The sequence below is a fragment of the Pseudomonas asplenii genome (assembly GCF_900105475.1).
Taxonomy (GTDB): domain Bacteria; phylum Pseudomonadota; class Gammaproteobacteria; order Pseudomonadales; family Pseudomonadaceae; genus Aquipseudomonas; species Aquipseudomonas asplenii.
On record NZ_LT629777.1, the window covers coordinates 4,534,888 to 4,556,302 of the forward strand.

General features: G+C 61.9%; 23 protein-coding genes and 1 pseudogene. 11 read left to right on the forward strand and 13 right to left on the reverse strand.

All coding sequences use genetic code 11. The annotated features are described in order from the left end of the window. Positions 1–28 precede the first annotated feature (28 nt). Positions 29–835: an ABC transporter substrate-binding protein gene (locus BLU37_RS20560; RefSeq protein WP_090208260.1), complete on the reverse strand. Its 807-nt coding sequence runs from the start codon at positions 833–835 to the stop codon at positions 29–31. A gap of 305 nt (positions 836–1,140) precedes the next feature. Here BLU37_RS20560 and BLU37_RS20565 point away from each other — a divergent pair, with 305 nt between their 5' ends. The 5 genes from BLU37_RS20565 to BLU37_RS20585 all read left to right on the forward strand — a co-directional run bounded on the left by BLU37_RS20565 (position 1,141) and on the right by BLU37_RS20585 (position 5,263). Continuing rightward, positions 1,141–2,178, forward strand: a complete 1,038-nt coding sequence (locus tag BLU37_RS20565) for an isopenicillin N synthase family dioxygenase (protein ID WP_090208263.1) — start codon at positions 1,141–1,143, stop codon at positions 2,176–2,178. A gap of 27 nt (positions 2,179–2,205) precedes the next feature. After that, a complete protein-coding gene (locus tag BLU37_RS20570) occupies positions 2,206–3,021 on the forward strand; it encodes a MetQ/NlpA family ABC transporter substrate-binding protein (RefSeq protein WP_090208265.1) in 816 nt (271 codons plus the stop codon). After that, the gene (locus tag BLU37_RS20575) at positions 3,018–3,797 is read left to right on the forward strand and encodes a methionine ABC transporter ATP-binding protein (RefSeq protein ID WP_090208268.1); all 780 of its coding nucleotides are present in this window, start codon (positions 3,018–3,020) and stop codon (positions 3,795–3,797) included. Before BLU37_RS20570 ends, BLU37_RS20575 begins: the two co-directional genes overlap by 4 nt. Next, on the forward strand, positions 3,794–4,465 hold the full coding sequence (locus BLU37_RS20580) for a methionine ABC transporter permease (RefSeq protein ID WP_019363379.1): 672 nt from the start codon (positions 3,794–3,796) through the stop codon (positions 4,463–4,465). Before BLU37_RS20575 ends, BLU37_RS20580 begins: the two co-directional genes overlap by 4 nt. 276 nt (positions 4,466–4,741) lie before the next feature. Further along, on the forward strand, positions 4,742–5,263 hold the full coding sequence (locus tag BLU37_RS20585) for a hypothetical protein (protein ID WP_090208270.1): 522 nt from the start codon (positions 4,742–4,744) through the stop codon (positions 5,261–5,263). A gap of 67 nt (positions 5,264–5,330) precedes the next feature. On the opposite strand, the gene BLU37_RS20590 is transcribed toward BLU37_RS20585, so the two are convergent. Then, entirely contained in the window at positions 5,331–5,978 is a 648-nt protein-coding gene (locus tag BLU37_RS20590) for a helix-turn-helix domain-containing protein (protein ID WP_090208273.1), read from the reverse strand. Next, a complete protein-coding gene (locus BLU37_RS29265) occupies positions 5,975–6,136 on the reverse strand; it encodes a hypothetical protein (RefSeq protein ID WP_019363380.1) in 162 nt (53 codons plus the stop codon). Before BLU37_RS29265 ends, BLU37_RS20590 begins: the two co-directional genes overlap by 4 nt. A gap of 308 nt (positions 6,137–6,444) precedes the next feature. Between BLU37_RS29265 and BLU37_RS20595 the strand changes: the two genes are divergently transcribed. After that, positions 6,445–7,125 (forward strand): GNAT family N-acetyltransferase, encoded by a 681-nt coding sequence (locus tag BLU37_RS20595; RefSeq protein ID WP_090208276.1) that lies wholly within the window; start codon positions 6,445–6,447, stop codon positions 7,123–7,125. A gap of 6 nt (positions 7,126–7,131) precedes the next feature. Here BLU37_RS20595 and BLU37_RS20600 read toward each other — a convergent pair whose 3' ends face one another. After that, the gene (locus BLU37_RS20600) at positions 7,132–7,986 is read right to left on the reverse strand and encodes a CAP domain-containing protein (protein WP_090208280.1); all 855 of its coding nucleotides are present in this window, start codon (positions 7,984–7,986) and stop codon (positions 7,132–7,134) included. 192 nt (positions 7,987–8,178) lie between these two features. Here BLU37_RS20600 and BLU37_RS20605 point away from each other — a divergent pair, with 192 nt between their 5' ends. The 3 genes and pseudogenes from BLU37_RS20605 (at position 8,179) to BLU37_RS30000 (ending at position 10,553) form a co-directional block, all read left to right on the forward strand. Next, positions 8,179–8,805, forward strand: coding sequence for a cell wall hydrolase (locus tag BLU37_RS20605; protein ID WP_090208283.1), 627 nt, complete (start codon positions 8,179–8,181; stop codon positions 8,803–8,805). A 134-nt stretch (positions 8,806–8,939) separates the two neighbouring features. Then, positions 8,940–9,695: pseudogene (locus BLU37_RS29995) on the forward strand (MCP four helix bundle domain-containing protein); the annotation flags it as partial. A 132-nt stretch (positions 9,696–9,827) separates the two neighbouring features. After that, on the forward strand, positions 9,828–10,553 hold the full coding sequence (locus tag BLU37_RS30000; protein WP_408003682.1) for a methyl-accepting chemotaxis protein: 726 nt from the start codon (positions 9,828–9,830) through the stop codon (positions 10,551–10,553). A 13-nt stretch (positions 10,554–10,566) separates the two neighbouring features. Here BLU37_RS30000 and yghX read toward each other — a convergent pair whose 3' ends face one another. The 5 genes from yghX to pstS form a co-directional block, all read right to left on the reverse strand. Beyond that, positions 10,567–11,454 (reverse strand): YghX family hydrolase, encoded by an 888-nt coding sequence (gene yghX, locus BLU37_RS20615; protein WP_010451505.1) that lies wholly within the window; start codon positions 11,452–11,454, stop codon positions 10,567–10,569. A gap of 133 nt (positions 11,455–11,587) precedes the next feature. Beyond that, entirely contained in the window at positions 11,588–12,367 is a 780-nt protein-coding gene (gene pstB / locus BLU37_RS20620; RefSeq protein ID WP_010451508.1) for a phosphate ABC transporter ATP-binding protein PstB, read from the reverse strand. Beyond that, positions 12,367–13,239, reverse strand: a complete 873-nt coding sequence (pstA, locus tag BLU37_RS20625) for a phosphate ABC transporter permease PstA (RefSeq protein ID WP_090208287.1) — start codon at positions 13,237–13,239, stop codon at positions 12,367–12,369. The genes pstB and pstA overlap by 1 nt, the downstream gene beginning before the upstream one ends. After that, on the reverse strand, positions 13,236–14,231 hold the full coding sequence (gene pstC, locus BLU37_RS20630; protein ID WP_090208290.1) for a phosphate ABC transporter permease subunit PstC: 996 nt from the start codon (positions 14,229–14,231) through the stop codon (positions 13,236–13,238). The genes pstA and pstC overlap by 4 nt, the downstream gene beginning before the upstream one ends. A gap of 63 nt (positions 14,232–14,294) precedes the next feature. After that, positions 14,295–15,311 carry a phosphate ABC transporter substrate-binding protein PstS gene (gene pstS / locus BLU37_RS20635; protein WP_029533778.1) on the reverse strand — a complete coding sequence of 339 codons (1,017 nt, stop codon included), beginning with the start codon at positions 15,309–15,311 and terminating at the stop codon, positions 14,295–14,297. Positions 15,312–15,640: 329 nt separating this feature from the next. Here pstS and BLU37_RS20640 point away from each other — a divergent pair, with 329 nt between their 5' ends. Next, a complete protein-coding gene (locus BLU37_RS20640) occupies positions 15,641–16,273 on the forward strand; it encodes a hypothetical protein (protein ID WP_090208292.1) in 633 nt (210 codons plus the stop codon). Between the two features lie 5 nt (positions 16,274–16,278). Here BLU37_RS20640 and BLU37_RS20645 read toward each other — a convergent pair whose 3' ends face one another. The 4 genes from BLU37_RS20645 to BLU37_RS20660 form a co-directional block, all read right to left on the reverse strand. Next, positions 16,279–16,824 carry a hypothetical protein gene (locus tag BLU37_RS20645; RefSeq protein WP_090208295.1) on the reverse strand — a complete coding sequence of 182 codons (546 nt, stop codon included), beginning with the start codon at positions 16,822–16,824 and terminating at the stop codon, positions 16,279–16,281. Between the two features lie 110 nt (positions 16,825–16,934). Beyond that, positions 16,935–17,489, reverse strand: a complete 555-nt coding sequence (locus BLU37_RS20650) for a UPF0149 family protein (RefSeq protein ID WP_090208298.1) — start codon at positions 17,487–17,489, stop codon at positions 16,935–16,937. A 139-nt stretch (positions 17,490–17,628) separates the two neighbouring features. Then, positions 17,629–18,642, reverse strand: a complete 1,014-nt coding sequence (locus BLU37_RS20655; protein WP_090208301.1) for an aldo/keto reductase — start codon at positions 18,640–18,642, stop codon at positions 17,629–17,631. Positions 18,643–18,750: 108 nt separating this feature from the next. Further along, complete coding sequence (locus BLU37_RS20660) at positions 18,751–20,064, reverse strand: MFS transporter (protein WP_090208305.1); 1,314 nt, start codon at positions 20,062–20,064, stop codon at positions 18,751–18,753. A 157-nt stretch (positions 20,065–20,221) separates the two neighbouring features. Between BLU37_RS20660 and BLU37_RS20665 the strand changes: the two genes are divergently transcribed. After that, entirely contained in the window at positions 20,222–21,319 is a 1,098-nt protein-coding gene (locus BLU37_RS20665; protein ID WP_090208309.1) for a sugar diacid recognition domain-containing protein, read from the forward strand. The last annotated feature ends 96 nt before the right edge of the window (positions 21,320–21,415 follow it).

Genomic DNA, 21,415 nt, shown 5'->3' on the forward strand with positions numbered 1-21,415 from the left:
GCAGGCTGTGGGTGCGCGCAGCGGACGATCAGCTCTTGTCGCCGATCTTGTACAGGCGGGCCAGCGGCGTCTTGGTGTCGGGGCCGAACCAGGTGTCGTAGATCTTCTGCGCCTGGCCCTTGGCTTCCAGCTCCAGCAGGGTCTGGTTGACCACGTTGGTCAGTGCGGTTTCGCCCTTGGGAATGCCGACGCCGATCAGGTCGTTGGAGATGGTGAAGGGCGGCACTTCGTACTTGTCCTTGTCCGGCACGTTGGCCAGCAGGCCGATCAGTTTCGGACCGTCCTGGGTGATGGCCTGCACGTTGCCGTTGCGCAGAGCGGTGAAGGCGAACGGCGTGTCGTCATAGGCGACGACCTTGGCCCCGGGGAATTTCTCGCGCAGTACGCCTTCGTTGACGGTGCCCTTGTCGACGCCGACACGCCATTTGTTCAGCTCGTCCTGGGACTTGAGGGTGCCTTTCTTGACCAGGAACTGCTGGCCGGAACTGAAGTAGGGCGTGCTGAAGTTGACCTGTTCGGCACGCTCCGGGGTGATGGTGAAGTTGGCCAGGACCAGGTCGACCTTGTTCGCCACCAGCAGTGGCACGCGGTTGGCCGGGTTGGTCGGCTGCAGTTGCAGCTTCACGCCGAGCTTGTCGGCAATGGCCTTGGCGTAGTCCACGTCCAGACCTTCGATCTGTTTGGTCTTGGCGTCGATGAAGCCGAACGGTGGGTTGCTGTCGAACGCGGCGACGCGCAATACGCCGGATTTCTTGATGTCTTCCAGGCGGTCGGCGTGGGCCAGGCCTGAAAGGACCGCGAGGGTGAGGGCAGTGAGGGCAGTCAGTTTTTTCATAGGGTCTCAACACTTGATGGATGATTCGGCGCTGAGTCTTGCAGCCCAACAGCTTGGCAACAAAAGAATATAAAAGAATGTATTAAGGTCTTTTAGGAATAAGTCGATTTTTCAGGGGATCTCTGTAACGCGCGTGCCAGAGCCGTCCGAGGGAACCTGAAGCAAAACAGACGCACTCACCTGAGCTACGACCAGCCAGGTTGTAGTGAAACTAAGCTAATTCTAAAAAGGTATTTATTGAGGTTTTTTAAGATCAGATAGTTTTATTTGAACGATGAATCCGTTCCGATCACAGGGAGTGAAACATGCCGCAGCCGCTGGATATCACTGCATTACCGCTGCTGGACCTCTCGGCGCTCGATGGCAACGCCGAACGGCGCCAGGCATTTCTCGACGCACTGCGTCATGCCGCACGGGATGTCGGCTTTTTCTATCTGACCGGCCATGGCGTCGACAGCGACCTGCTGCGGCAGGTCCAGGAGCATGCCCGGCAGTTCTTCGCCTTGCCCCTGGAGGACAAGGCCGCCGTCGGCATGATCCATTCGCCACATTTTCGAGGCTACAACCGCGCCGCCTCGGAGATCACCCGGGGCCAGCCGGATTTTCGCGAGCAATTCGATGTCGGTGCCGAGCGCCAGGCCCTTGCAGTGGACGAACACACACCGACCTGGGCGCGTCTGCAAGGGCCGAACCTGTGGCCGCAGGCCTTGCCGCAGCTCAAGCCACTGCTGCTGGAGTGGCAGCAGGCGATGACCCGGATGTCGCTGCGCCTGCTACGCGCCTTCGCCGAGGCACTTTCGCTACCACAAGGCGCCTTCGATTCGCTGTATGGCGACAAACCCAACGAGCACATCAAGCTGATCCGCTACCCCGGTCGCGCCGCGAACGAGAGCAGGCAGGGGGTCGGTGCCCACAAGGATTCCGGTTTCCTGAGCTTCCTGCTGCAGGACCGGCAGGCCGGCTTGCAGGTGGAAGTCGAAGAAGGCCGCTGGATCGATGCGCTGCCGCGGGACAACACACTGGTGGTGAACATCGGCGAACTGCTGGAACTGGCCACCAACGGCTATCTTCGTGCCACGGTACATCGCGTGCAGTCACCGCCGGCCGGCAGCGAGCGGCTGTCGATCGCTTTCTTCCTCGGTGCGCAACTGGATGCGGTGGTGCCGCTCTATCCACTGCCGACCGCCTTGTTGCGCGAGGCCCGCGGTCCGGCCAGCGACCCGGATAACCCGTTGTTTCGCGACGTTGGCTGGAATTACCTCAAGGGCCGCCTGCGCTCGCACCCCGATGTTGCCCAGCGTTTCTACGCCGATGCACTGGCAAACCAGGCCGTCAGTGCCTGACCCGTCACTCGATCAAGGACACTCAGCATGTTGAAAAAAACCGCATTGACCCTGGCGGTCTGGGCCGGGCTATCTTCGTCTTTCTCCATACAGGCGGCCGAACCGTTACGCGTCGCAGCCGATCCGGTGCCCCACGCGCAGATCCTCGCCTATGTGCAGAAAATCGACCCGCAACTGAATCTCAAGGTCATCGAGATCCCCAACGGTGTGAACTCCAACGAGTTGCTGGCCCACGGCGATGTCGATGCCAACTACTTCCAGCACCTGCCGTACCTGCACTCCCAGGAGCAGGCCCTGGGTCAGAAGTTTGCCGTGGCGGCGACCGTGCATATCGAGCCACTGGGCATCTATTCACACCGGCACACGAGCTTCGACCAGGTACCACAAAAAGGGACTGTGGCCGTACCGAACAACGTCACCAATCTCAGCCGTGCGCTGTACTTGCTACAGGACCATGGCCTGATCAGGCTCAAGCCCGGCTTCAACGACCCGGCCACCGACCAGGCCACGCCCAAGGACATCGCCGATAATCCGAAACAGCTGAAGATCCTCGAAATCGAATCGCCACAGATACCTCGCGCCCTGGATGATGTCGACCTGGCGGTGATCAACGGCAATTACGCGCTGGAGGCTGGGTTGTCGCCGGCCAAGGATGCCCTGGGGCTGGAGAAGGCCAGCAACAACCCATACGCCAACATCGTGGTGACCACGCCGGCGTTACAGGATGACCCGCGCATCAGGCAACTGGCCAAGGACCTGGCTTCGCCGCAGGTGGCGAAGTTCATCAACGATACTTATTCGGGGTCGGTGATCCCGGTGAAGGTGGTGGGCATCGCTCAATGATCAGCGTCGAGCAACTGAGCAAGCGTTATGGCGATGACCCGTCGGTGCTCGACCAGGTGTCCCTGAGTATTCCGGATGGGTCGATCTACGGCATCCTCGGTCGTAGCGGCGCCGGCAAGTCGACCTTGCTGCGCTGTCTCAATCTGCTCGAACGGCCAACAGCCGGGCGCGTGGTGGTCGACGGCCAGGACCTGACCGCGTTGTCCGAGCGTGAGCTACGCCAACAACGCCGGCGCATCGGCATGATCTTCCAGGGCTTCAACCTGCTGCACTCGCGCAATGTCTTCGACAATGTCGCAGTGCCGCTGGAGATCGCCGGCACCCTCAAGGCGGAGCGCGAGGCTCGTGTCAGCGAACTGCTGGAACTGGTGGGGCTGACGGACAAGGCCGAGGCGTTTCCTTCACAATTGTCCGGCGGGCAGAAACAGCGGGTGGGCATTGCCCGCGCGCTGGCGGCGCGCCCGGCGTATCTGCTGTCGGACGAGGCCACCAGCGCGCTGGACCCGGAAACCACCGAGTCGATCCTGCAACTGCTGCGCGATATCAACCGCCGCCTGGGCCTGACCATCGTGCTGATCACCCATGAACTGGATGTGGTTCGGTCGATCTGCGATCACGCCGCATCCCTGGCCCACGGCCGGCTGCTTGAAGCCGGCCCTTTATCGCGCTTGCTGGCCGACCCTGAGTCGGTATTGGGGCGTTCGTTGCGCCCGGCGGTACAACCGCATTTCGACGAAGAAGTGCGCACGCCGCGCCTGAGGCTGGCAATGCTATGAACCGCACGATCGACTGGAACGAGATTTTCCAACTGGTGCTCAGCGCCACCGGCGAAACGATCTACATGGTGCTGCTGGCCGGGGTGTTCACCCTGCTGATCGGTCTGCCACTGGGGGTGTTGCTGTTCATCACCCGCCGCAACGGCCTGTATCCGCTGCCGCGCCTGAACAGCGGCCTGGCGGCGCTGGTCAACCTGGGGCGGTCACTGCCCTTCGTGGTGATGCTGATTGCGCTGATCCCGCTGACCCGGCTGATCGTCGGCACTACCCTGGGCAGTACCGCCGCGGTGGTGCCCATCACCATCGGCGCCTTTCCGTTCTTTGCCCGCCTCGTCGAGAGCGCACTGGATGAGGTCGAAAAGGGCCGGATCGAAGCGATCCTGTCCATGGGGGGTGATATCCGTCATGTGATCTTCAAGGTGTTGCTGCCCGAGGCGCTACCGACGTTGCTCGCTGGCGTCACCCTGACCCTGGTGATGCTGATCGGCTTTTCCTCCATGGCCGGGGTGATTGGTGGTGGCGGCCTGGGCGACCTGGCGATCCGCTACGGTTACCAGCGCTTCAATAACGAGGTGATGATCGTCACGGTGGTCATCCTGGTTATTCTGGTGCAGGGCGTGCAGAGCCTGGGGGATCGTCTGGTGCGCTCGATGGCCCATCGACGCTGAGATTTTTCCCACTGCTTAGACTGATTATTTCTTTCGGTTATTTGTATAGCGCCTGAAGGCATATCCATTGCTGATAAAGCGCTGCTGGACTCTCCTGATCGTCTGCTGGAGTGATTGAACTGTTGCCAGAGCGGTTGTCTGCCTGCAAGGCACAGCGCAAAAGCCGTTCTGGCAGCCGGTTCTGCTGTTCGGTCAACGGCTTGTCGTGCGTTCGGCAATCCCTAGAATCCGCCTCCATCAGCTTCATCCAACTATCGAAGATCAGGGAGTTTCACCATGATGAACGCCATGCAGATGCAAATGCCGATGAATGCCATGCCGATGATGCCGGCCATGGGGATGCCGATGATGATGGCGACCATGACCTGCGAAATGATGGATGACGGCATGCTGTGCAAGATGATGCCGGCGGCGGGCATGGACATGGCGATGTTCAGGAACAACGCTGAAATGATGCAGATGATGATGGACTGCGGCATGCCGATGATGATGCATTGCGCCAACATGAGCATGATGTGCATGTCCCAGGCCGCCATGGCGATGCCGATGATGAACGGCATGATGTCGATGCCGATGATGGGTATGCCCATGATGGGGATGCCGATGCCATCGATGAAGTGCGTGATGGAATGCTCCATGCAAGGCGACCACATGATCTGCAAGCTCATGCCGATGGCCGGCATGAACATGGACATGATGAAAAGCTGCTGCAACCTGATGATGAAGCTGATGAACGATTGCGGCATGCCGATGATGATGAGCTGCAACGGCATGCCGTTGATGTGCTGCACCTGCTGATCGACTGCACGATCGTAGAAAAGCCCGGCTGGAGCGATCCATGCCGGGCTTTTTCATGCCTGTTCGTTCAATCCAGGCGTTCCGGGTGGGTCACCACCAGGTAGGCCACCGCCTCACTGTCGGCCGGGTTGCGGTAGCGGTGCGGCTGGTCGGCGTAGAACAGGATCGAGTCGCCAGGGGAGAGCAGGTAGCGCTCCTTGTTGACGCTGATTTCCAGTACCCCCTGGGACACCACCAGGTTTTCCTGGACGCCGGCGCCATGGCCTGCGGATTCCTCCTCGCCCAGTGGGCTCAGGCGCAGTTCGTAGAATTCCGACTGGCGGGCCACGTCGAATGGAAACAGCGCCCGGCTGACAAACGTGCCATTGGCGCTGACCAGGCGCTTGCTCCGGCTCGCCGGGAGGACGGCAACGCCCTCGAAGGCGCGGTGTTCGAGAAAGGCCGCTACCGAGACCTTCAGGCCCCTGGCGATCTTGGCCAGCACCTTGATCGACGGCACGCTGCGCCCTGATTCGATCTGCGCGAGCATGGCCCGGCTGACCCCGCATTGGCGGGCGAGGGCGTCGAGGGAGAGGAGGTGCTTGCCACGCAGGCGTTGCAGGTTCTCGGCGACCCGTTCACAGATCGGGTCTTCGTCGAGGGTTGGCAGGCTGTTCAGGTCCAGGGTCGGTTCATCGACGCTGGCCAGGAACCGCGAAGGATCCTGGGCACTCACGCGTGACGGGTCTCGCTGGCGCGAACGCCCTGGGCCCATTGAAAGGCCTGTTGGCCGGCGCTGCGTGCATACAGCTCCCACAGCGCCCGGCCCAGTTGTTGCGCCTGTTTGCGCTTGCGGTAGCGGGCAAGGTCAATGACGGTATTGGTCGGCTGCATGGGGACTCTCCAGTGTCGGTATGAGCGGAGAGTACGTGGTTGCCTTAATAACGATAAATACTGATTATTTATGAATTAATTACTTTTCGTTCTTAGATGCCGCTACCCGGTTCATGTGGCGAGTGGGCTTGCCCGCGCTGGGCTGCAGAGCAGCCCGGATCCTTTAGCGCGTTGTGCCTGACAGAATGAATCGCCGGGCTTGGGGCTGCTGCGCAACCCGGCGCGAGCAAGCCCGCTCGCCACAAAGGGGGTACACTGTGCGGTCCGGGCCAAGCCCGGACACGCTTATGCCTGGAGCCCGATTGTCGATGTTCACGCTTACCCGCCTGCAAACCCCGCCCCCAGAGTCGATCAAGAGCCAGATCCTGCAAATGGTGGTCGACTATTTCACCGATATCAGCATGGTCGCGCTGCCGCCGAGCAATCCGTTGTACAACCTCTATCAATACGGGGTCGGCTACGAGGTGCATCTCTATCTGGAGGCCATGGGCGGCAGCACGGGTATTCCGACGGAACTGATCGTCGCGCTGGATGACGAGGACCCTTCGCGAGTACTCGGTTTCCTGTTGTACCTGCCGGCCAAGGACGATCCCGACGCCTGCGCCGTGGCCTATATGGCCGTGCAGGCCGACCGCCGTCGAAAGGGTATCGCCCGGGCAATGCTGGGGCGGATGCTGGAGCACTATTCTCACGCCGAACTGGCCTGCGCCGCAGGCAAGGTGCCGTATTTCGAAGCAATGGGTTTCCAGGTACTGGCTGCCCGTGGCCCACAGGTGCTGATGAACACCCGTGACCATGGCACCGATGGGCTCATCGCGGTTATCGACGTAGCGCCGATCTACGCCTCGAAGGAGGTCCGGCAGATCCATGCGTATCTGCTGCAGCAGCACGGTCGCAAGGCGATGGCCGAGGCCGAGAAGAAGCGCGACCGTCACCTCGACCAGATGACGCGCCAGGCCAGCGCACTGGTCCTGGCGCGTCTCGGTTAAGGGGCGTTATTGCTGGGTGCCGAACAGCGCAGTCCAGTAGATGCCCGAATCGCTCTTCGGGTCGATCGCATAGGCGGCGCCCAGTTCGTGGAACTGCGGGTTCATCAGGTTGGCGCAATGGCCGGGGCTGGCCAGCCAACCGTCGACCACCTTGCGCCCGCTGTCCTGGCCGGCGGCAATGTTCTCGCCGATCTGCTGGGCGATATAACCTGCCAGTTCGGCCCGGTCGCCTGGGGTATGGCCTTCGCGATCCTGATGGTCGAAGAAGTTGTTGTTGGCCATGTTGCGGCTATGCCCCTCGGCGGCGCTCGCCAGCAGGGCATTCCAGGTCAGTGGTGCGCTGGCGGCAAACGACTGGCTGCCACATTGGTGCGGTTGGCTGCGGGCGCTGTTGATCATCTCCAGCAGCTTCTGGCCCTCGGCCTGGGAGTCTGCCAGTTTTGCGGTCAGCAGCGGCCGTGCCAGGACGATCCGCCAGTCGTTGCCCTGGCGGCTGACGCCGATGTCGACGAACTGCGGATCCAGCACCACCCGGCAGAAACTCTCCCGAACCGCCTTCATCGCCGCCTCGGCATCCCGTGGGCCGGACAGGCTGATCGCCTGCACATTGACCATCGGATAGGCCGCGCGCGTGAGCGCCTGTTGCAGGTCGCCCGGGCTGTCGGGCGGCAGGATCAGGCGCGGGTCGGCCGCCAACGGTGGCAGCTCCAGCGAGGCCTGGCCGCCACAGCGCTGTATCTGGCCACGGTAACTGTTGATCGATTGCAGCAATTGCGTTTCATCGCCGGCCAGGGCATTGGCACTGGCTGCCAGCCCCAGTGCGAGAAGGGTAAGACGCAAAGTGGAAAACAGGGCGCGCATGGACATCTTCCTCGAACGAACTGCGCACATGATGCGCGATAGCCCCCCGGTACAGGCAAGGCCTTTTGTGTGAAACCGGTTGTGGAATGATTGACCTGGCGCGCTGTCGAACCTGCCAGCCCACCCCGGATCGACTGCCCGGCCGTGGCAGGGTAATCATTGCGGGCAGGGTGTATTCAACAGGATTCGATCATGCGCCTCGACTGGATAGCCGCGTGTCTCGTTGTTGCCTTTACCTGCGAAGCAGCACTGGCCGCCGCTGCTTCCTCCGATCCACAGCCAGCGGTCGTCATCGACAAGGCCGAGGCGCTGGAACACAAGGCCGCCGAGAAAGAGAGCCCGGCAGCGGAGCCCAAGGCGCCGACCTTGACCAAGGTCGAGACGCAGGTGGTCGATCCGGCCGGTGATGCGGCGGTGGCCGATACCATCACCTGCCTGTCGCGAACGATCTACTGGGAAGCCAAGGGCGGCCAGCCCGCTGATATGGAGGCGGTTGCCAGTGTCGTGCTCAACCGTCTCGGCCACGATGGTTTTCCCGGGACCATCTGCGAGGTGGTCAAGCAGGGTTCGGAGAAGAAAGCCTGCCAGTTTTCCTGGTGGTGCGACGGCCGCTCGGACGATGTCCAGGAAGAAGACCGTTATGCGCTCGCCAAGGAAATTGCCCGCAAGGCGCTCAACCAGCAACTCAAGGACCGCACCCACGGCGCCATGTATTTCCATGATCGTAGTGTCAGCCCGGACTGGGCCAAGCAGTACATCTGCACCGCCGAAACCGGCAAATTCCTCTTCTATAAGCCCCGTGACGATAAAGCGAAATAACTCGGTGTTGAACGATTCATGGCAGGAGAGGGTCGGCCAAACCGCGAAAATAGGCTTAAATACCTCAAAGAGTGTCGGCACGCCTCTGTTTTCGTGCGCCGATCGGTATTCGAGTGCTGGCGGAGGTCCGTATCGTGTCCATTAGATTGCGTCTGTACCTGCTGATCGGCAGTGGTTTGCTCACCGTCCTGCTCATGGGCCTGGTGGGTTATGTGGGAAACATGCGGATGGCGTCGGCGACGAATGAGAGCGAAGTGAGCATGACCTTGCTGCGCAATCATCTGGAAGCCGACATGATGCACGATGCCCTGCGTGCCGATGTGTTGTCGGCAATGCTGGTGGGCCTGGGCAAGAGCGCCAGCAGCAGCGCCGAGGTGCGTGATGCGCTGGCCGAGCACGCCAAGCACTTTCGCGAGATGCTCGACGAAAACCTCAAACTGCCGGTCAACGACACCCTCAAGGCGGCGCTGGGCAAGATCAAGCCGAGCCTGGAAACCTACGTCGGCGCGGCCGAGCATATCGTCGACGTGGCCCTTTCCAACCCGGACGGGGCCCAGCAGCAGTTGGGCTCGTTCAACAGTGCGTTCAGCCAGTTGGAGGAGGAGATGGCCAGCCTCAGCGAGCTGATCGAGTCCAACGCAAAAACGAGTGGAGATGGCACCCGGCAGACCATCAGCCACGCCAACCTGATCCTGCTCTGCGTCCTGGTCGCCGGCCTGCTGTTGCTGCTGCTCCAGGGCCGCTGGGTGATCAGCAGCATCATGGGCCCGTTGCAGGTGGCCAGTCGCATCGCTGCCGACATCGCCCATGGCAATCTGAGCACCCGGATCGACGAGCCCCGGCAACAGGACGAGGCCAGCCGGCTGATCAGCAACCTGGCGACCATGCAGCGCGATTTGCGCAGCATGATCGAGGTGGTGCGCAGCAATGCCCATGGCGTCAATGACATGAGCGAGCAATTGAGCGGCGGTTGCCACCAGGTCGCCGGCAGCAGCCAGCAACAGAGCGAGGCGGCGGGTACCATGGCCGCGGCGGCCAGCGAAATGACCGCGAGCATCGAGGAAATCACCCGCCACGCCGAACACGCACTGAACATGGCCAACCAGGCCGAGGCGCTGGCCAAGAATGGGGGGCGGGTGATTCACCAGGTGGTCCGCGACATGGACGATATCGCCCGCTCGGCGCAACATTCGGCGCAGGTCATTCGCACGCTGGACAAGGAGTCCGAGGCGATCTTCAGTATCATCCAGGTGATCAAGGGCATTGCCGACCAGACCAACCTGCTCGCGCTCAACGCCGCCATCGAGGCCGCCCGCGCCGGTGAACAGGGGCGCGGCTTCGCCGTGGTGGCCGACGAGGTACGCGGGCTGGCCGGGCGCACCAGCGCCTCGACCCAGGAAATCGCCGATATGGTCCTGCGCATTCAGAGCAGTACGCGTGAGGCGGTCAACAGCATGGAGGCCGGGGTGGCCCAGGTCGACAAGGGCATGGCGGTGACCGCCGAGGTCGAACGCGCCATCAGCGAGATTCTCGAGGCGACGCTCAGCACCCGGCAACTGGTCAATGACATTTCGCGGACCATTGGCGAGCAGAGCCTGGCCAGCAACGAAATCGCCCATCAGGTGGAAATGATCGCCACCATGTCCGCCGGCAACAACCGGGTCATTGGCGAGACGGCGACCAGCACCGATCAGTTGTCCAGCCTGGCTGGGCAACTGTCGCAATCGGTGGATCGCTTTCGACTGTGATGAAGCCGGGCGGTCAGGCGAGGTAGCGGCGGAACCAGGCTATCGTGCGGTCCCAGGCCAGTTGGGCGGCCGCTTCATCGTAGCGGGGCGTCGAGTCATTGTGGAAACCATGGTTGACGCCCTGGTAGATGTGCACCTCATAGGTCTTGCCGGCGCTCTTGAGGGCTTGCTCGTAGGCCGGCCAGCCATCGGTGATGGGCTTGTCCAGCTCGGCGTAGTGCAACAGCAGCGGCGCCTTGATCCGCGCCACATCCTCGGCCTTGGGCTGGCGGCCATAGAAGGGTACCGCCGCGCCGAGTTCGGGGTAGGCCACGGCCGCCGCATTGGCGACGCCACCGCCGTAGCAGAAACCGGTGATGCCGACCTTGCCGGTGGTGGCGTCATGTTTGCTCAACCACTCGATGGCGGCGAAGAAATCGTTCATCAACTTTTCGGGGTTGACGCTCTTCTGCAGCGCCACGCCTTTTTCATCGTTGCCGGGGTAGCCGCCGACCGATGACAGGCCATCCGGTGCCAGGGCGATGAAACCGGCTTTGGCCACGCGCCGGGCAACGTCCTCGATATAGGGGTTCAGGCCACGGTTTTCGTGTACCACCACCACCGCTGGCACCTTGCCCGTGACCTTGGCCGGACGCACCAGATAACCACGGACTTGCCCATGGCCCTTGGGCGAGGGGTAGGTGATGTAGTCGGCGACGATATCCGGGTCGGTGAACGACACCTGCTCGGCCAGCGCATAGTTCGGGCTCAGCGCCGCCAGCACGCTGGTCGCGGCCATTGCCCCGAGGGTGAACCTGGCTGCACGATCGATAAACTCTCGGCGGTTGATCTTGCCGTGGACGTAAAAATCGTAGAGCTCCAGCAGTTCGGGGGCAAAGTCTTTCGCGGTGAGACGTTCCATCGTGGGCTACCTTTCGAGTGGTTTCAGGCGCTGACCCGTGGTGTTCGCGATCCGGATCAACGCAATCGACTCATTAAAGCAGCCTTTGGCCGTGGCATGGAACCCTCGCCGGGTCGACGACGAGAGGGCTCGATCAGCCGAAACGACCGGTAATGTAGTCTTCGGTCTGCTTCATTTTCGGGTGCATGAAAATCGAGTCGGTGATGTCATGCTCGATCAGTTCGCCCATGAACATGAACGCCGTATAGTCCGACACCCGCGCAGCCTGCTGCATGTTGTGGGTGACGATGATCACCGTGTACTGCTCCTTCAACTCGGTGATCAGCTGTTCGATACGGCCGGTGGAAATCGGGTCGAGGGCCGAAGTGGGTTCGTCCAGCAGCAGCACCTGCGGACGCAGGGCAATGGTGCGGGCGATGCACAGGCGTTGCTGTTGACCGCCGGAGAGACCCTGCGCGCTCTGCTTGAGCTTGTCCTTGACCTCGTTCCACAGTGCTGCGCCGTGCAGGGCCTGCTCGACCCGCTCGTCCATCTCGTGGCGCGACAATTTCTCATGGTGGCGCACGGCGTAGGCGATGTTCTCGTAGATCGACATCGGGAACGGTACCGGCTTCTGGAACACCATGCCGACATGGCTGCGCAGGCGGTTCATCGAGTAGCCGGGGGCGAGGATGTTCTCGCCATTGAGCAACACCTCGCCACGGGCTTCCTGTTTCGGGTACATCGAGTAGATACGGTTGAAGACCCGCAGCAAGGTCGACTTGCCGCAGCCCGAGGGGCCGATGATGGCGGTGATGCGCTTCTCCGGGATATCCAGGTCGATGGACTTCAGCGACCGCTGGTTGTTGTAGAAAAACTCCAGGCCACGAACACGGATCTTGGTGTTCTCGCTGGCAAGGTCACGGATCTTCATCAGGTCAGCCTATTACGCAAAAGGATCAATCGGGACAGCAAACTGAGCAGCAGCACGAACAGGGTCAGCACCAGCGCGCCGGCCCAGGCCAGCGAGTGCCAATCGTCGAACGGGCTCATGGCGTACTGGAAGATCACCACCGGCACGCTGGCGATCGGCTTGAGCAACGAACTGCTCCAGAACTGGTTGCCGAAGGCGGTGAACAGCAGCGGGGCGGTTTCGCCGGTGATGCGCGCCAGGGCCAGTAGCACCCCGGTGATCACGCCGGCCTTGGCCGCGCGCAGAACGATCTGCACGGTCAGCTTCCACTGCGGCACGCCCAGGGCCAGGGCGGCCTCGCGCAAGGTCGAGGGTTGCAACTGGAGCATTTCGTCGGTGGTGCGCACCACCACCGGAATCACCAGCAGTGCCAGGGTCAGCGCGCCGGCCAGGGCAGAGAAGCCGACCTGGTGGTTGCTGAGGATGTTCATCGGCAGAATCACCCCGGTGTAGATGAACAGGCCGAGCACGATCGAGGGTGCCGACAGCAGGATGTCATTGATGAACCGTACCACGCTGCCCAGGCGCGAATGCCGGGCGAACTCGGCCAGCCAGACACCCGCCATCAGGCCGATCGGCGTGCCGATCAGCAGGGCGATCAGCGACATCAGCGCACTGCCGTAGAACGCGTTCGCCAGGCCGCCTTCAGTGCCCGGTGGCGGCGTCATCTGGCTGAACAACCGCAGGTTGAGCGCCGCGAAGCCGTTGATGACAGTGGTCAGCAGAATCCACACCAGCCAGCTCAGACCGAACAGCGTGGCGCCGCAGCTCAGGATCAGCGCCAAGCGATTCTTGAGGGCGCGGGTTTGGTACAGCCGTTCGTTGCCCGTCATAGACCTTCCTTGCGTGAGAGTCGCATGAGCATCAGTCGCGCCAATGCCAGGACGAAAAAGGTGACGATGAACAGCAGGAACCCCAGGCCGATCAGCGCCGAGCGGTGCAGGTCGGTGTAGGCTTCGCTGAATTCGTTGGCGATGATCGAGGCAATGGAGCTGCTCGGCATCAGCAACGACGCAGAGAACTGTTGGGCGTTGCCCAGCACGAAGGTCACCGCCATGGTCTCGCCCAGGGCCCGACCGAGGCCGAGGAACACGCCGCCGACCACCGCCGAGCGGGTGTACGGCAGGACGATGTCCCAGACCACTTCCCAGGTGGTACTGCCCAGGGCGTAGGCCGACTCCTTGAGGGTGGTGGGCACGCTGCGAAACACCTCATGCATCACCGAGGTGATAAAAGGCGTGATCATGATCGCCAGGACGATACCGGCGGTGAGCATGCCAATGCCCAGCGGCGGGCCCTGGAACAGCGGGCCCACCCCCGGGAGCGCACCGAGGTAGTCGTTGATCCACGGGGCCAGGTGTTCGGCCATGAACGGGCCAAACACGAACAGGCCCCACATGCCATAGATGATCGAAGGGATCCCGGCCAGCAACTCGATCGCCGAGGCCACCGGCATGCGTAGCCAAGGTGGCGCGACTTCGGTGAGGAAGATGGCGATGCCGAAACTCACGGGGACCGCGATCAGCGAGGCCAGGAACGAGGTCACGAGGGTGCCGTAGATCGGTACCAGCGCGCCAAAGTGATTGTTGACCGCATCCCATTCGGTGCTGGTCAGGAAGTCGAGACCGAAGGTCTTGAAGGCGAGGCTGCCACCCCACAGGGTGGAGGCCGCGATGCTGGCCAGCAGGATCAGCACCAGCATGGCGGCGCCGAACAGGGTTCGCTTGAACCACAGGTCGTGCCGCTGGTCGCGGGCGGCCCGCTGTTCAGTGGTCGCGTCGCTGCTGTAGCTGGCCAGGGCCAGAGGCTGCACGGAGTCGTTCATTAGTACTCTGCTCAAGTCCCGTCACCCGCAGGCGCGGATGACGGGCGGTTTCAGGCGGGCGGATCAGTGGGCGAAGTCAGACGTCCAGTAGCCTTCGATGCGCTTGACCAGCGAGTCGGGCAAGGCCACGTAGTCCAGCGAGGCGGCTTGCTGCTGGCCGTTTTCCAGCGACCACTTGAAGAAATTGAAGGCGGCCTGGCTTTGCTCGGCGTTCTTCGGCTGCTTGTACATGATGATCCAGGTGGTGGCGGTGATCGGCCAGGCGGCGTCACCCGGTGCGTTGGTCATGATCAGGTTGAAATCCTGGGCGTTGGCCCAGTCGGCGGTATCGGCAGCGGCCTGGAACGCCTTGGCATCAGGCTGGACGAACTTGCCGGAGGCGTTTTTCAACTGGGCGTGGGTCATCTTGTTCTGCAGGGCGTAGGCGTACTCGACATAGCCGATCGAGTTCTTGATCTGCTTCACGTAGGCCGAAACCCCTTCGTTGCCCTTGCCGCCAACACCCACCGGCCAAGGCACGGTGGTGCCGAAACCAATTTTGGACTTCCAGGCGTCGCTGGCCTTGGTCAGGTAGTTGGTGAAGTTGTACGAGGTACCCGAACCGTCGGAACGGTGCACCACGGTGATCTTGCCGCTGGGCAGTTTCAGGCCCGGGTTGAGGGCGGCGATGGCCGGATCGTTCCAGGTGGTAATTTCCCCGAGGAAAATCTTCGCCAGGCTTTCGCCGTCGAGCTTGAGTTGGCCGGCCGCGATGCCTTCGATGTTCATCACCGGCACGATACCGCCGATCACGCTGGGGAACTGGCCGAGGCCGGCGGCCTTGAGTTCGTCAGCCGACAGCGGGGCGTCGGAGGCGCCGAAGTCGACAGTTGCGGCCTTGATCTGAGCGATACCGCCGCCCGAACCGATGGATTGGTAGTTGATGCGATTGCTCGATACCTTGCTGTAGTCCTGGGACCACTTGGCCAGCACCGGATAGACAAAGCTGGAGCCGGCACCGGTTACGTCAGTGGCATGGGCGATGCCGCTCAGGCAGAGAGAGGCCAACAGGACCGACAAACGTTTTTTGCTCAGCACAATCACGGCAATACCTCGAGGCACTGGGTTGAGTGGAAGACTCCACATGTCAGATAGCCAGCGATTTAATGCCGGGAATATTTCTGTCTGATGACAGAATCGCTAAGTGAAGAAATATTTAGAAATAATGTCATCAATGAATATTCAAGCGCGCGGGTGTTGTGGAACAGCGTTTGCTTGGGTTTGGCCTGCGTACGCTGTCTGGCTTCTCCACGAAACATTCCGACATTTTCTCGCGTATGGCCTTCTGATATTGCCTCTGACTCTCTAGAATCCCGCCGCAGCGACTCCGATGATGGAGCCGTTTCTGAGAGTTGACTAAGGACGCGGGAATGAAAATCGGGAAAATGCTGGGGTTGGCCCTGGCGCTTACGTTGAGTGGTTGCGCCAGTTTCACGAAGGATGAAGTGGCTCCGGTCAAGATGCCGTCCATGGCAGCCTATGCGAACAAGCCGAATGTGTTCGTCAAATTCGATTTCTACCAGGGCGAGCCGAAGAACGCGTCGGCGATCGAAATTCCACAAGCGCGTGACGCGCTGAAGCCGCAGTTGCAGAAGGCATTGACCGATTCCGGCCTGTTCGGGCGGGTGACCCTGGACGAGTTCCAGAAGCAGCCTGGCGATTACAACCTGCGCCTGAAGGTCTACAACCATCCACCCGGCGGTGGCCAGTTGGCGATGGCATTCATCAGCGGGTTCACGTTCACCATCATCCCTGCGCTGGCGACCGACCAGTACACCATGAGCCTCGAAGTGCTTGACCCACAAGGGCAGGCCCTGAGCAACAGCAGCAACCATGATGCGATCAACACCTGGATCGGCATCTGGTTCATTCCGCTGGCGGGCAAGACGCCGAAGGCTGCGGTGGACGACACCTTCAGCCGCCAGGTCAATGCGTTGCTCAAGCAGTTGGTCGAGAGCAACAACCTCAAATACTCGGCCCTGGGCTTCACGCCTCGGGCCTGATCCTCTTATTTCAAGGCCTGGATAAACAGCGGGTCGCTATACAGTGCCTTGAGCAGGTCACGTACCAACGGGTTGTAGGAGTTCGCCGCATTTGGAATGGCAACCGCGCCTATCGGGTTGCTGCTCCATTCGCTGTGGACTTCCTGGGTCGCATCGTAGGTCACTTGACCTACCTTGAGCAGGGTAAAGCGCGCCGCGAGTACACCCGTGCCGGTGACCGCGCCAGCCGTCAGGTCGTTTTTGACCAGCAGTACATTCAACTGGCGTTGCGCCTGCGGGTCGATCAGGCCAGCCAGGCGCAGTTCCTGGGTGATTGCGTCCTGAACATGCTGGCTGATGCTGCCACTGGGTGAACGAATAGGGTTGGTCCGAACGGTCAATGACCCCTGGCCCGGTGCGGCAGTGACCTTCGCTTCGCTGATCGATTGCAGAGGCAGGTGTTGCTTGAGCGTCTGCACGTTATCGAAGTTGGGGTCGTAACGGGTGATGGTCATGCCACACCCCTGCAGCAGCAATGCCAGCAGGGGGAGCATCAGTAGCGCTTTTTTCACGGCATTTCCTTGCGTGAGTCGAGTGGGGGCAGGATTATCAATTGGTGGCTTTTAGCTATCAACTGATAATTGCGACGACTGAGGCAAGGCCTTGATCCGGCGCTGGCGAGTTACCGCTGCGCCTGCCAATAATCATGCAAACCACGCACAGCGGGTTCGATGGCGGCCACGCGCTGGCGATGCAGAACCACGTCGAAGTCGGCCGGCAGTTCGAAGTTGTCCTGTTCGGCGCACAGGGTGATCGCGTCCAGCCATCGGGCCTGGGCCACTGGCAGTTCCGGCCACTGGCTGACACCGATGCCGCGCAGGTAGCCGAAGCACCATTCTTCGGCCAGGACCAGTGGCTGGCCCTGGTGCTCGGTTTCCTCGAAGCGCGCCTTGAACGCCTGGACGTCGGTGGCCAGTTGGGTCGCCCGCGCGTTCATGTGACGCACGCTCAGGTCGATGAAGCGCTTGCACTCCTGTGGGGTTTCCCAGTTCGGATTCTGATCGCCCCAGATGGCCGGGAACCAGACCGAGATATCGATCGGCAATGGGCCGGACACCAGGGCGCTCAGGTAGCCGTCCAGTTCGGAAGGGTTGAGGACGGAGTGGTCGTCGCCGTATTTGAGCAGCATGTCCTCGATGAATTCGAAGTCGGCGTCGTTCAGTGGCTGGTCTTGCATGGGAGGGTCCTTGCTGTGTCAGGCGCGGCAACGGCTCACCGCGTTGAAAAAGGCGCGCAGGATGGCGCGTTCGGCACTATTTATCCAGCGTTTGGGTACAAGGGGCGAGCACGCGTGTGTCTCTCGCCCCGACAGGGACTCAACGCCCAAGCGGTCGTCGCCCGGAAACGAAGTGCCCGATATCGTTGAACCCAGGCGTCGAGGCATGGCCCGGGGTGACCAGCGAGTCGATGAATGCCTCATCCTCGGCACTGATCTGCACGCTCAGTGCCTTGGTGTAGCCGTCCCACTGCTCCTCGGTGCGCGGGCCGACGATCGCCGAGCTGACCGCTGCGTTGTTGAGTACCCAGGCAATGGCGAATTCGACGATGCCCACGCCGCGAGCCTGGGTGTATTGCTGGATCTGCCGGGCGATCTGCAGGGATTCCAGACGCCATTCGGTTTCGAGGATACGTTTGTCCTGGCGACCGGCACGGCTGCTGGCATCCGGCGTCACATCCGCTGCGTACTTGCCGCTGAGCACGCCACGGGCCAATGGGCTGTAGGGCACCACGCCCAGCCCGTAGGCCGCGGCGGCGGTGATCTGCTCGATTTCGGCCTGACGGTTGACGATGTTGTACAGCGGCTGGCTGATCACCGGCCGGTCGACCCCGAGCCGTTCGGCCAGGCGAATCACCTCGGCGATTCGCCAGCCACGGTAGTTCGACAAGCCCCAGTAGCGGATCTTGCCCTGGCGCAGCAGGTCGCCCATGGCCGATACCGTGACTTCCAGCGGCGTGTCGTGATCCTCGCGGTGCAGGTAGTAGATATCCAGGTAATCGGTGCCGAGCCGGGTGAGGCTGGCCTCGATGGCATTGAAGATGTGCTTGCGGCTCAGGCCGCTGCGGTTCGGCGTACCGTCCGCCGGCCCGAAACCGACCTTGGAGGCGATGATCCAGTCGTGGCGATGGCGGGCGACGCCCTCGCCAACGATTTCCTCCGAGCGCCCGGCATTGTAGACGTCCGCCGTATCGATGAAGTTGACACCCTGGTCCCAGGCCTTGTCGATGATGCGCAACGAGGTCTCGGTATCGGTCTGCGTGCCGAACATCATGCTGCCCAGGGTCAGGGTGGAAACCTTGAGCCCGGACTGGCCGAGGAGGCGATAGCTCATGATTGACGTCCTTTTACGCTGAGGGAAAGTCGTCAATCAGATACCAGAAGCCCGCCGTTGAGCAATCCCTCAATTTTCCTGCCAGTCCTTTCCTGCCGATCTCGCGCGTTACTGCGCCCGCAGGCCGCGCGTCACGCGCAGGGCCAGCAGGCTGCCGCCGACGATCACGGCGGCCAGCACGTAGAGCGCGGCGTTGGTGGAGCCGGTGCTGTCCTTGATCCAACCCACCAGATAGGGGCTGAGGAAACCGGCCATCTGGCCCATCGAGTTGATCAGCGCCAGGCCACCCGCCGCAGCGCCAGCACTGAGCAGCGCGGTCGGCACCGGCCAGAACATCGGCAGACCGGTGAGGGCGCCCATGGTCGCGATACTCAGGCCGACAATGGCAATGGCCGGCGAACTGGCGAAGTTCACCGCGATCAACAGGCCAACCGCGCCCATCAGCATCGGTACGACAAGATGCCAGCGGCGCTCCTGGCGCAGGTCGGCGGAGCGGCCAACGAACAACATGAACACCGCTGCCAGCAAGTAGGGAATCGCGCTGAGCCAGCCGATCACCAGGTTATCGCTGAAGCCGAGGTTCTTGATGATCGATGGCAGCCAGAAATTGATCGCGTAGACGCCGCTCTGGATGCAGAAGTAGATCAGGCCGAACGCCCAGATCGCCGGGTTCTTGAACACTTCGCCGAGCGAGTCGCTGACGGTCCTGGGTTTGTTCGCCGCGTCTTCGGCCTGGTCGGCCTCCAGTACTGCGCGCTCCTCGGCGGTCAGCCATTTGGCATGGGCGAACGTGTCGGCGAGCAGGAAGAACGCCGCCGCGCCCAGCAGTACGGTGGGGATGCCTTGCAGCAGGAACATCCATTGCCAGCCGGCAAGGCCGCCTTGGCCTGCGGCGAAGTGATTGAGAATCCAGCCGGAGAAGGGGCTGCCGAGCAGGCCCGAAACCGGAATCGCCGACATGAACAGGGCCATGATGCGGCCCCGGCGAAAGCTCGGGAACCACTGCGAGAGATATAGCACGACGCCTGGGAAGAAGCCGGCTTCTGCCGCGCCAGTCAACAGGCGCAGGGTGTAGAACCCGGTCGGGGTGGTGATGAACAGCAGGCAGGTCGACAGCGCCCCCCAGGTGATCATCATCAGTGCGATCCAGCGGCGTGGACCGAACCGGCTCAGCGCCAGGTTGCTCGGCACCCCGCACAGGACGTAGCCGATGAAGAAGATCCCGGCGCCAAGGCCGTAGACCGTCTCGCTGAATTTGAGGGCGTCGAGCATCTGCAGCTTGGCGAATCCAACGTTGACCCGGTCGAGGTAGTTGAACAGGTAGCAGATGAAGATGAAGGGGATCAGGCGCAGGGTGATGCGCTTGTATACGGCATTTTTCAAGTCAGCGGTGGCCTGGGGCAACGCGGCGCTCTGTGACATGGCGGTCTCTCTTTATTATGATTTTTCGCGAGGCAAGGGTAACGTGGCTCGCCCTGTGAGTCTCGGCCACCCCGGCGCCGCTGTCTTTGTGCCAACGCACAGGGTTTGTCGGTGTACCCTGTGCCACTGAACAATCCAGACCAAGGATCCATCCTCCATGTTCGAACTGGACCATGACCTCGCGCAGGATATCGTCGACCGTACCATGGCGATCCTGCCCTACAACGTGAACGTCATGGACAGCCAGGGGCTGATTCTCGGCAGCGGCGAACAGGAACGGATCAACACCCGCCATGAGGGTGCGCAGTTGGTCCTGGCCAATGGGCGGGTCGTCGAGATCGACGTACAGACGGCCAAATGCCTCAAGGGCGTGCAGCCCGGGATCAACCTGCCATTGCTGCATGACCAGCGCTTGATCGGTGTGCTGGGCATCACTGGCGATCCGGATCAGTTACGCACCTATGCCGAACTGGTGCGCATGACGGCCGAGATGCTGGTGGGGCAACGCCATCAGCAAGCCGAGCAGCAGTGGCGGCGTCAACGTTGCGACGATCTGCTGGCGTTGCTGCTCGGCGACGGTGGCGACTCCCCCCGGCTGGTCGACGAGGCCCGGCAGTTGGGGCTCAAGCCGCAACTGTCACGCATTCCCTGTCTGTTCGAGCTGGAGCCGGGGCAGGCGACTGACGCGCTGATCGCCTGGCTGCAGTCGCGTTACCCTGACAGTTGGTGCTTCAGTGCTTCGCCGGTATCGCTACTCTGGTGTCGCCCGGCGACGGTTGTGCTGGATGAACAGCGGCTGCTGGAAAAGCTCGACGGCCTCGGTTGGCAGGTCTTGCGGGTGGCGGTGGGAGGACAGGCCGATGGTCTGGCAGGGTTGCGTCGCTGCTATCGGCGGGTCAGCGACCTGCTCGGTTATGGCCGTGAGGTGCTGCCGAGCAGCCGCGTGTTGCCGCTCAACCGTTATCGACTGCCGGTGATGCTCTGGCGCTATCGCACGGACGATGCCCTGGAGGAACTGCTCAAGCCGTTGCACAAGGTGCTGGCCAAGGACAGCAACGGCCAGTTGCTCTCGACCCTGCGCAGTTGGTGCGAACATGACGGCCAGAGCCAGGCCTGTGCCGAGGCCCTGGGCATCCATCGCAACAGCCTGCGCTACCGAATGGAACGGATCGCCGAACTCAGCGGCGTCGATCCGATGCGGCTCGATGGCATGTTGGCGTTGTACCTGGGGGTACAACTGCTGCCGCAGGCGTGAGCCCTGGGGTTTGTGTGAATGCCCAATAAAGCCGCCCAATGCTTGTGCAGCGGACAGGCGTCATTCGCGGTTGCTGCTGGCAGCATGGACGCTACA

What these genes read in the sequence shown, in the direction of transcription:
- BLU37_RS20560 (WP_090208260.1), bottom strand. Translation starts at nt 835, where the DNA reads ATGAAAAAACTGACTGCCCTCACTGCCCTCACCCTCGCGGTCCTTTCA.
- BLU37_RS20565 (WP_090208263.1), top strand. Translation starts at nt 1,141, where the DNA reads ATGCCGCAGCCGCTGGATATCACTGCATTACCGCTGCTGGACCTCTCG.
- BLU37_RS20570 (WP_090208265.1), top strand. Translation starts at nt 2,206, where the DNA reads ATGTTGAAAAAAACCGCATTGACCCTGGCGGTCTGGGCCGGGCTATCT.
- BLU37_RS20575 (WP_090208268.1), top strand. Translation starts at nt 3,018, where the DNA reads ATGATCAGCGTCGAGCAACTGAGCAAGCGTTATGGCGATGACCCGTCG.
- BLU37_RS20580 (WP_019363379.1), top strand. Translation starts at nt 3,794, where the DNA reads ATGAACCGCACGATCGACTGGAACGAGATTTTCCAACTGGTGCTCAGC.
- BLU37_RS20585 (WP_090208270.1), top strand. Translation starts at nt 4,742, where the DNA reads ATGATGAACGCCATGCAGATGCAAATGCCGATGAATGCCATGCCGATG.
- BLU37_RS29265 (WP_019363380.1), bottom strand. Translation starts at nt 6,136, where the DNA reads ATGCAGCCGACCAATACCGTCATTGACCTTGCCCGCTACCGCAAGCGC.
- BLU37_RS20595 (WP_090208276.1), top strand. Translation starts at nt 6,445, where the DNA reads ATGTTCACGCTTACCCGCCTGCAAACCCCGCCCCCAGAGTCGATCAAG.
- BLU37_RS20600 (WP_090208280.1), bottom strand. Translation starts at nt 7,986, where the DNA reads ATGCGCGCCCTGTTTTCCACTTTGCGTCTTACCCTTCTCGCACTGGGG.
- BLU37_RS20605 (WP_090208283.1), top strand. Translation starts at nt 8,179, where the DNA reads ATGCGCCTCGACTGGATAGCCGCGTGTCTCGTTGTTGCCTTTACCTGC.
- BLU37_RS30000 (WP_408003682.1), top strand. Translation starts at nt 9,828, where the DNA reads ATGGCCGCGGCGGCCAGCGAAATGACCGCGAGCATCGAGGAAATCACC.
- yghX (WP_010451505.1), bottom strand. Translation starts at nt 11,454, where the DNA reads ATGGAACGTCTCACCGCGAAAGACTTTGCCCCCGAACTGCTGGAGCTC.
- pstB (WP_010451508.1), bottom strand. Translation starts at nt 12,367, where the DNA reads ATGAAGATCCGTGACCTTGCCAGCGAGAACACCAAGATCCGTGTTCGT.
- pstA (WP_090208287.1), bottom strand. Translation starts at nt 13,239, where the DNA reads ATGACGGGCAACGAACGGCTGTACCAAACCCGCGCCCTCAAGAATCGC.
- pstC (WP_090208290.1), bottom strand. Translation starts at nt 14,231, where the DNA reads ATGAACGACTCCGTGCAGCCTCTGGCCCTGGCCAGCTACAGCAGCGAC.
- BLU37_RS20640 (WP_090208292.1), top strand. Translation starts at nt 15,641, where the DNA reads ATGAAAATCGGGAAAATGCTGGGGTTGGCCCTGGCGCTTACGTTGAGT.
- BLU37_RS20650 (WP_090208298.1), bottom strand. Translation starts at nt 17,489, where the DNA reads ATGCAAGACCAGCCACTGAACGACGCCGACTTCGAATTCATCGAGGAC.
- BLU37_RS20655 (WP_090208301.1), bottom strand. Translation starts at nt 18,642, where the DNA reads ATGAGCTATCGCCTCCTCGGCCAGTCCGGGCTCAAGGTTTCCACCCTG.
- BLU37_RS20660 (WP_090208305.1), bottom strand. Translation starts at nt 20,064, where the DNA reads ATGTCACAGAGCGCCGCGTTGCCCCAGGCCACCGCTGACTTGAAAAAT.
- BLU37_RS20665 (WP_090208309.1), top strand. Translation starts at nt 20,222, where the DNA reads ATGTTCGAACTGGACCATGACCTCGCGCAGGATATCGTCGACCGTACC.